This is a genomic window from Candidatus Aeolococcus gillhamiae (genome assembly GCF_016464765.1).
GTDB classification, from domain to species: Bacteria; Chloroflexota; Dormibacteria; order Aeolococcales; family Aeolococcaceae; genus Aeolococcus; species Aeolococcus gillhamiae.
Genome location: NZ_JAEKNS010000057.1, coordinates 1 through 8,634 on the forward strand (window position 1 = coordinate 1; position 8,634 = coordinate 8,634).

The 8,634-nt window shown below is 65.3% G+C and carries 10 protein-coding genes and 1 pseudogene; 2 read left to right on the plus strand and 9 right to left on the minus strand.

Annotated elements, in window-relative coordinates; translation table 11 throughout:
• The 3 genes and pseudogenes from JF886_RS04960 to JF886_RS04970 all read right to left on the minus strand — a co-directional run.
• Positions 1-404 (minus strand): annotated as a pseudogene (locus tag JF886_RS04960) (SPFH domain-containing protein); the annotation flags it as partial.
• Between the two features lie 226 nt (positions 405-630).
• Positions 631-1,332 (minus strand): thiaminase II, encoded by a 702-nt coding sequence (gene tenA, locus JF886_RS04965; RefSeq protein ID WP_337310189.1) that lies wholly within the window; start codon positions 1,330-1,332, stop codon positions 631-633.
• Between the two features lie 7 nt (positions 1,333-1,339).
• Entirely contained in the window at positions 1,340-2,713 is a 1,374-nt protein-coding gene (locus tag JF886_RS04970; RefSeq protein WP_337310191.1) for a purine-cytosine permease family protein, read from the minus strand.
• 438 nt (positions 2,714-3,151) lie between these two features.
• Here JF886_RS04970 and JF886_RS04975 point away from each other — a divergent pair, with 438 nt between their 5' ends.
• Positions 3,152-3,640 carry a cupredoxin domain-containing protein gene (locus JF886_RS04975; RefSeq protein ID WP_337310193.1) on the plus strand — a complete coding sequence of 163 codons (489 nt, stop codon included), beginning with the start codon at positions 3,152-3,154 and terminating at the stop codon, positions 3,638-3,640.
• A 308-nt stretch (positions 3,641-3,948) separates the two neighbouring features.
• Here JF886_RS04975 and JF886_RS04980 read toward each other — a convergent pair whose 3' ends face one another.
• The 6 genes from JF886_RS04980 to JF886_RS05005 all read right to left on the minus strand — a co-directional run bounded on the left by JF886_RS04980 (position 3,949) and on the right by JF886_RS05005 (position 7,821).
• On the minus strand, positions 3,949-4,323 hold the full coding sequence (locus tag JF886_RS04980; RefSeq protein ID WP_337310195.1) for a hypothetical protein: 375 nt from the start codon (positions 4,321-4,323) through the stop codon (positions 3,949-3,951).
• Positions 4,324-4,608: 285 nt separating this feature from the next.
• The gene (locus JF886_RS04985; RefSeq protein ID WP_337310196.1) at positions 4,609-5,631 is read right to left on the minus strand and encodes a c-type cytochrome; all 1,023 of its coding nucleotides are present in this window, start codon (positions 5,629-5,631) and stop codon (positions 4,609-4,611) included.
• Positions 5,628-5,921, minus strand: a complete 294-nt coding sequence (locus tag JF886_RS04990) for a hypothetical protein (RefSeq protein WP_337310197.1) — start codon at positions 5,919-5,921, stop codon at positions 5,628-5,630. Before JF886_RS04990 ends, JF886_RS04985 begins: the two co-directional genes overlap by 4 nt.
• Before the next feature lie 3 nt (positions 5,922-5,924).
• The gene (locus JF886_RS04995) at positions 5,925-6,152 is read right to left on the minus strand and encodes a hypothetical protein (RefSeq protein ID WP_337310199.1); all 228 of its coding nucleotides are present in this window, start codon (positions 6,150-6,152) and stop codon (positions 5,925-5,927) included.
• 255 nt (positions 6,153-6,407) lie between these two features.
• Positions 6,408-7,427: a hypothetical protein gene (locus JF886_RS05000; protein WP_337310202.1), complete on the minus strand. Its 1,020-nt coding sequence runs from the start codon at positions 7,425-7,427 to the stop codon at positions 6,408-6,410.
• 217 nt (positions 7,428-7,644) lie between these two features.
• Entirely contained in the window at positions 7,645-7,821 is a 177-nt protein-coding gene (locus JF886_RS05005) for an FmdB family zinc ribbon protein (protein ID WP_337310203.1), read from the minus strand.
• A 402-nt stretch (positions 7,822-8,223) separates the two neighbouring features.
• Between JF886_RS05005 and JF886_RS05010 the strand changes: the two genes are divergently transcribed.
• Positions 8,224-8,634: SPFH domain-containing protein (locus JF886_RS05010; RefSeq protein ID WP_337310205.1), on the plus strand; the 411-nt coding region annotated here is incomplete at its 3' end.

Sequence of the window (8,634 nt, forward strand, 5' to 3'; positions counted from 1 at the left end):
GATCCGGTCGGTCTCGGCCAGCGTTTCGTCGAGCGTGTGCTGTCCGACCACCTTGCGCAGCGTCGTCTGGGCGATCTGGTTGATGGCGGCGCCCACGTTCTCGATGGCCACCACCGACTTGACCGCATCGACGACTTTGAAATAGGCGACCGCTGAGACGTCAATGCTGACGTTGTCGCGGGTGATGATCCCCTGAGACTGGATCGGCATCGTCACAATGCGCAGAGACACACGGCGAAGGACGTCGATGACCGGCACGATCGGTCTCAGCCCCGGCGTCCGGACGCCTTGCCGAGTCGAAAGTGAACGCCCATCTCGTACTGCTGCACGATGCGAATCGCGAGCAACAGACCGAGTATGGCCAGGGCCACCACCGCGATCGCCACGATGACTATGGCGTTCATACTCCGCACCTTCTCCAAGAGTTCTGTGAGGATCTCGTCGTGCCGATGGTACGGCTCTACATGACTGCCATCTGTCCAGTTTTCTACCCCTCCCGAATACAGACTTAAGACACAACCTTGCCAAGGTAAGGGTCGCCGGTTCGAGCACGGTCTCCAACTTACCCGGGGCGGTTCACCACATCGGGCCGACACGGGGGCCATATGATCGCGCCACAGATAGCCGCGCTCAAATCGGCCACCAGCTCTGATGGTACGCGGCGTCCCAAAACAACCACTCGTATCGTGCCGTGGTGGCGAAGTGATCGATCGCGGACTGCTGGTCACGCTCGCTCAGAGCTGCGCCGATAAAGTCGGTCAGCTCCAGCATCTCCTGCACAGCGCGGGCGAACTCCTCGTCAGCATACGTCTCGATCCATTGCGCGTACAGGGGATCCGGTGACGACTGGGCGAGCAACGCTTGACCAACGTCGCGATAGATCCAGTAGCAGGGCAGGACAGAGGCGATCCCATCCGAGAATGCCCCGGTGGCACATGTGGCAGTGACATAGCTGCTATAAGCGAGCGTCACGGGAGCCACGCCGGAGTTCGGCGGGTCGCCAATCGACGCTGCGAGCTCGACGAGGAGGCTGGCGTGGAGCGAGCGCTCGACGGTGATGACCGAAGTGGTGTGGCGAGCGAGCAGTCCGGTCACAGCTTCTGAGGGCGCGCGGGCGGCGAGCAGGGCAAGCGACCGCGCAAAGCCGCGCAGGTAATGCCCGTCTTGGACGATGTAGAACTGGAAGCACGCACGGTCGAGACCGCCATCGACGAGTCCGGTGAGGAAGGGATGTGCTCGGATTGCCAAATACGTCTCGGCTGCGGCTGCTCGCAGTCGTCCTGTCAATGGGGAAGCCGCCAGCTCTGTACGGGCGTCGTCCGAGGAGCTCATGTGCACCTCATTCAGACTTTGCTGCAGCCGTGCGGTGCACCACCCAGCAGACCGCGAAGGTGGCCAGTGCGGCAACCGCGAAGGAGGTGATGGACGCACTCATCCAGGACGGTGGGACGAACCCGATCGCGCGCTGCGCACCCGTCCACGCCGACGCCCACCACGAGACTGATCCGGGATTCACCATCTGATAGGCGGCGAAACCGAGCAGCCAGGGGACGAGCATGATCCACCGCGGCGGCGCGTCAGTCGAGCAGTCCCATCGCCGCCGGCCGCCCATGGCGAAGTAGTCCACCGCAAAGACCGCGAAGAGCGGCACGAAGACCGAGCCGAGCAAGTACAGGAAGCTCTGGTAGTCTGCGATCTGCAGCACCAGCGCCAGGACCGTCGCAAGGCTTCCGATGACGATCGCGAGAACCCGGCGGTCGCTGAGAGGACGCAGGTTCTGGATGGACACCACGGTCGAATACACGTTGGTGAATGATTCGTCCAGTTCGCGCAGCACCAGGACACCGAAGGGCAACCAGCCGAGCGGAACCGCCAGGAAGGCCGCGAACAGGCTGGTCTGCGTATCACCCTGGCTGCTGACCACCGTCGCGAAAGCCAGAAGGCCCAGGGTGTAGTACGCGATCTGGGTGACGGTGTACCCGAGAAATGAACCGAGGAAGGCCGCGCGACCGGACCGGGAATGGCGGGAATAATCCGCCGCCAGCGGGGCAAAGGAGACCGCGACGGCGATCACCACGTCCGCGGCCAGCCAGAACCCGCTCCACGAACCATTCGTCAGCGAAACCACCGGATGGCGTAGCAGCTGGGCGAAGAGATACACAGTGGCGACGACAACGGCCACCAGGGCGTAGCGTCGGAGCGCGCGGACCGCGCCCAGGGGCCGCAGGGCCATGACCGTGGTGAGCACCCCGGCGGCGATGACGTAGGGCCAGCGCACGTGGCTCGGGAACAGCTGCTCTGCAGCGGCGGCGATCACCACCAGTTCGAAGATGGCCCACCCCAGGCACTGGAGCAGGTTGAGCACCGTTGCAAGGAACGACACGCGGGTGCCGAACAGTCCGCGCAAAAGCACCATGGCAGGCGCGCCGGTCTGCGCACCGGCCAGCGCCGACGCGGCCAGCAACAGCGTGCCGAGCGCAGTGCCGAGGACCACGGCAGTGAACGCCGCCACCAGAGAGAGCGGAGCAACGCCATTTGGCGCGAGGACGAAGAGCGCTCCCACCGGGCCGAGCAGGCTGACGCCGAGGTTTCCCCACAACGCCAGCTGGTCGACCATGCTCAGCGGACGTGGGACGGGACCGGCCAGCGTGCGGGCGGGCTCGACCCAACGATCACTGGGACGCGCTACCACTGTTTCAGCAGTCGCTGCCATCGCTTCCTCCCTACGCCGGCATTACCCGGTCAGGTTCAGCGGTCGGCGACCCAGAACGTCGCCCTCTCAGCCCGGCACGGTCCGAGCTCCCGCGTGCGCTCGACAGGATAGCCGGTCGACCGCTGACTGGTAAGTCCGGCGTGCGCCGGCGTCGAAGCTCACACGAGCCTGCTCGCGCTCTCGATCGGCTGCGTTGGCGCACCGGGCGCAGATCGATCTCGGAGTCATTTCCTCGGCCGTCGATGCCCGCGGCGTCGCCAGCGCAGTCGGGCGTTCAGAGGGATGCCCGTGTGGGACGGCACTCGTGGTGGCCAGACCACGCCGGCAGCGACCTGATCGCGGGCACCGTGTCCTACCATGGCTGCGACGCTCATGAGCGCCGCCGTGGTGTGGTTGGCGCGGTCGGCGGATGTACGCTCCAGGAGGAAGACTCCCGCCGTGATCGGGTTCCGGTCGACCGCGATGCTGGCGGTGGTCGGCGTTGCGCTTGCTCTGAGCGCGTGTGGCGAGAGCACGACACCCACGGCGCCGACCGGGGTGGTGACCTGGTATCCGTCCACCCCGCTGCCCAGTCCTGGCCCGGCGCAGCCGAGTGCATCGGCCGCAGCCACAGCCGCCGCCCCCATCCCCGCCGCGGTTGGCCAGGCTCAGAGCACCGGGCTCGGAACGCCCGCGGCCCACGTCGCCGCCACAGCCCAGCTGGCCTTCGACCCGACCGCGGTCACCGTGAAGAAGGGCGACGTCATCCAGTGGAAGAACACTGGGAGCACGGCCCACAACGTCACCTTCGACGATCAGCAGTCGCTGACCTCGGGCACGTTGCAGCAGGGCGACGCGTGGCAGGTGCAGTTCACCACCGCCGGCACGTACAAGTACCACTGCACCTTCCACCCAGGGATGAACGGGCAGATCACGGTCGGCGGCTGACCCATTGCGGCTGATCGCCAGGCGCAGGACGAAACCCGCGCGAGGGGACCGATGGAGAGGTAGACGACCGTGCCAAGCCGGACCGTGCTCCGAGCACCCCGAGTACGCACAGTTCAATGACGGTGCGCACCAGCCGAGGGGGGTGACCGCGGGTGGCGAGGCCGGCCGTGAGGCCGTCGCGCGGACCGGCGCCGACGTACGTGCCGGTGGCCACGCCGATCAGGGCGGACGCCTGCGAACATGATGGCGCGCTGGCGCGCTTCGTCCCCACCCCGTGCGGCGGCGGGGTGACGGCGTCACGACTCATGTCATACCGGAACGGCGGTGGACGCCTGAAAGAAGGTGAGCAGGTCACCACCGTCGCGCTCGCGTAGCGTGATGATCCAGGTGGCGTTGGCTTCAAGACGCGCGAGTCCCACCGAGACGCGGTTTCGGTCGTTATCCACAGCCCACGATCTGAGTTGAATACCGCCGTGCTGGAGCTGCTCGCTGTCGGCGGTGACCCGGTTCATCACGGAGCGCAGTTGCATCACCGTGTACGTGGCCTCGAAGGCGCGCAGCAGCTCCGGGCGCGCGACGAGCCGAAGAAGCTCCGCCAGGTGTTCAGCTGGATCGCCGATGAAGCCGACGTAAAGATGACCGTGGGTGAGGAGATCGCCTGCATAGACGTCGGGGTGTGCCAACCCCGGGCTCGTACGGTGTCGTCGAGGAGCCGAGCGGCAGGGTTGCAGCCGCTTCCAGTGATCGGCGGCAGATGGTCGAGACCGACGACGTCACCCGCCACACCAGGGGTCCTCGCAGGGGTTTCGCTGACGGCGCCGGCACCGGTGGAACCAGTAGGCACCCTGGTGATCACAGTGGTACGCGTGTCCAAAGCGCACCGGTCACGAGCACCGCCGCTGCTACTGCCGCCGTCGTGGCCATGTCGCCTTTCCGCATCAGCGCCGGATCATATTGAGCTGACCTCCTTACGGCAGGGTGGTGTAGTTCTCCCAGCGGCGGATGAACTGGATCAGGATCTGGATCTGATTCTCGCTGAGGACTCGGCTGCCCGGCTTCTGCTTGTCACGAGTGGGGTCGTATGTGAAGTCGGAGGCCGTCGAACCCCAGTTCGGCATGATGCTGCCGATGTGCTCGAAGTCGGTGAACCCGTACTCGATGCACCTGTAGTAGTAGTCCTCGTTGAAGAAACCGAGGCGATCCTGGTTGTCGAGCGGCGGTCCCTTGCCGCCCTCGCCCTGCACGCCGTGACAGGTGACGCAGTACTTGTAGTAGAGCTGAGCGCCGGCGGTGAAGTCGTACTCCGGGTTGATGATCAGGTTCTGGTGGGCGTCGGTCTGGTTCAGCGCCAGCCGGCTGCCGTTGTGGCACACGATGCAACCCACCTGGTCGATGCCCACCTTCTGAAGGGCCGGGTTGGTCTGGCTCGCGTTGAGCGTCGCGGGGGCGACCGACACGGGCAGCGGGCCGGCGAGTACGGTGCTCGGCGTGATCGCGTAGCCCTGCTTGGCGTTGGTGGCGGTGCCGGTCACCGTGTAGGGCAGGAAGCCCGTGCCGGTGGCGCCGTCGAGGCTGTAGTCCATGGCCGCCACGACCCCCTTGCCCGTTGCCGACTGCACGCTGGGACCGTTGGCGATATACGCAGGGTGAATGCCGGTCAGGTGATTCTGGGTGATGATCGCCTGGGCGTTGGGCTCGTACTTCATGAAGTCCTGGGCGAGGCGCTGGGCGGCCAGCTCGGGACCGATGGTGCCGATATCGGGGACGTGGCAGGAGATGCAGCGCTCGACGCGGAAGGTGTCACCGCGCTTGGCGTCCGGAAAGGCCGGGAAGATCTGCTGCACCTGGATGTTGAAACCGGTGTCCTTGTAGTCCGACTGGTAGCGCTGCTGGATTGCCAGGTAGTCGCGGTCCTGGCTGTCGCGGATAGCGGCGATGCCCACCAACGCGACCAGGATGGCCGACAGGATCACAAAGAGCCACCTGCTCATACGGCGGACCTTACCCCTGGATGGAGCAGCGGGGCGTTGACCTGGATCGACATGCCGATCAGGAAGATGAAGGCGGCGAGCCCCGCCAGGAACTCCTTCCAGACCAGCGTCGGGAAGGTGACCACTGCCTCCTCCTCCTCGCGGCGGCGCACCACCAGGGGGGTGGCCGCCAGCTCCGGGCCGGTTCCCCGCGGGCGTGGCGCCCGAACACCGGCGGCCGCGGTTCGCGTGACGGGTACGGCCGTCCCCTCGCCTGTCTCCCCGGAGTTGTCCCCGACCACCGTCGCCATCGCTCACAGGCCTCCCGTGAACCCATCTTTGCGGACGCGCCAGAAGTGTATGACCATCAGGATGAACCCGATCAAGGGTAGGGCGACGACGGTGGCCGTCCGCAGCGCGGCCGGAAGATCGACACGCCGCAGGTCCAGCTCCCCCCGCCGCTCCGCGATCGCGGCCTTGTCCAGCGGCGGAGTGCTCGCGTTGCATGCCTCGCAGCGCTGGCCGGCAAGTCCCTCAGTCATCGCCTCGAGTGTAGGTCGTGCATGCCCCGCTGCTTGGCGTCGCCGTCGCGGGCTTGCTCGACGGCCTTGTCGCATATCTCCCGCCAAGTGTCCGCTGGGCAGGCATCGGACCAGCGAGGCGTTAGCACCTCAACGCTCACGAACCCAGGTCACAGTGAGCTTGTCCCCTTCTTGGACCGACCCATGAGGAGCAGCCCAATCCCACCCGCCAGGACGGCCTTTCTAGGTATGGGCGTGCAAATGGCCCAGACAGGGCTACGCGTGGGTGGCAACGCGGAGGTGATGACCGTGGAGCCTGAGACGCACCCACGTCACGGTGATGACCTGCTTGCGCGTCAGGATGCCGGTCATCCAAGACCACCGCTTGCGCCGGGACGTTTCGCCGCCGATCGACCAGCCGTCGCGGGACATCTGCTCGACGCAACGCTTGTACTTGCGCGGCGACTTGTACTTCTCGATCTTGACCTCGCGGCTTGGCGTGGTCTGACTCATTGCCAGTCCCCCCCAACGCACCCAGGTGATCGTGGTGATCTGCTTGTTCGTGAAGAAGCCGGTGGTCATGCTCCATTTCTTGGTGCGGGCCAACTGACCTTCAACGTGCCAACCGTCGCGGTACATTTTCGGCGCGTCCTTTTCGTAGTCCTCCGCCGTCTTGTAGACCTTGACTGTGACTTCAGGCGTGGTCTGGCTCGCATCCCCATCCCGCCGCGACTGCTCTCGGAGTCGCTGCGCGTCGTGAGACACACTCGCCTTGAAGCCCATCTTCGCTCCAGCCTCAAGCCACTGAACGCTATCCGGCAATTCCGCGACGTACCTGGCGTCGACGCTGTGATTGAGCGTTGCCATCTCTTTAGTGAGTTCCCCGCTGGGATCAGTCTCAGATCCACGCTGCACATGCCAGCCGATGACTTGATCAGACGTCTGCACCGCCATCGCCGGGCTTTGGCTATCGAGGGCCAACAGGACAGTCTCGATCTCCGCGATAGCGATCCGCCGTTCGCTGGCGGCGGTGTGGCTGAGATGGCCCTTCACGAAATCGGTGCCGATCAGAAGGTCGTCGCCGTCGACGCGGACGGAGCCGCTGGGATTGAGTGTGCGGACGACAGTCATGTGGCCCACTCTAACCCTCAAAGGCAGCTCGTCGATCTCCGCGTCGAGGTCGCGGTCGTCGCCAAAGTTGAGAGTGAACCGCACAGGCGCGGCCGGCCCGGCTGTCGGCGGCTTCAAAAAACCGAGGGCGCGCAGTACCCTCGACTGCGCCGGCGGCGTCGCCACGCTCCCAGGACTTCAGGAGGTCGGCAACGGCAGCAGGCGCCAGGATCTTCGTGGTGCGCCGAGAGCTGTGACCAGCTCGACCGGCGACGGTCGTCAGCGAGCCCGCCGGATCACCAGGTCGGCAGCCGGTTTCAGCCGAGCGGCGCGTCGACTTCCGTTCCAGCGTTGTAGCGCTCCGTGGTCCGGCGAGCGCGTGCCACGACGAGGTGGCCTTCCCTCAAAACCCAGCGCTTGGGATCTTGCAGTTGAAGAGCGAGGCCAGCTGCCGGGTGTCGGTCTTGCCGCATTGCGGGCAGGCCGGGGGCTGGTCCTTCAGCTTCGCATGCTCCGTGATCGGCGCAATGACGTCGAAGCTCTTCTGGCAATCGCGGCACTCAAACTCGTAGGTGGGCATCGATGACCCTCCGAACCTGGCGGCTTCCTCGTCAGTAGGCGTCCACACCGCAGCCTCGGTGTCAGCCTCCGCCGCAGACTCGCCGTCACACATCAGGATGACACTTCCATCGCCTGTTTTCCAGCCAGACGGGCCTGACTGACCGAGGTGTTCGACCCTCTCGTCCCTTTCAGCCGCTAAGCGACGAGGCCTTCATCTGAGTTGACGCGGTGCGCCAAGTCTAAGCCCAGGCAGCGGTGGGCGCACCCAGCATCCGGCTCTGCGGCACTCCAAAGTGCCGGAACTGCTGTCAAACTTTCGTCCATGTCGGATGGCGGCTTAGCTGGGTTTCTGGATCTGCCACGGTCTACGCACTTGGATCATGCGGACTCGTATTCGCGACATTAGGTGGAGGTGCGGAGTATGAACGCCATAGTCATCGTGGCGATCGCGGTGGTGGCCCTGGCCATACTCGGTCTGTTGCTCGCGATTCGCATCGTGCAGCAGTACGAGATGGGCGTTCACTTTCGACTCGGCAAGGTAATCGGCGTCCGGACGCCGGGGCTGAGACCGATCGTGCCGGTCATCGACGTCCTTCGCCGTGTGTCTCTGCGCATCGTCACGATGCCGATCCAGTCTCAGGGGATCATCACCCGCGACAACGTCAGCATTGACGTCTCAGCGGTTGCCTACTTCAAAGTCGTCGATGCGGTCAAGTCGGTGGTGGCCATCGAGAACGTGGGCGCCGCCATCAACCAGATCGCCCAGACGACGCTGCGCAAGGTGGTCGGACAGCACACGCTCGACGAAACGCTGGCCGAGACCGACCGGATC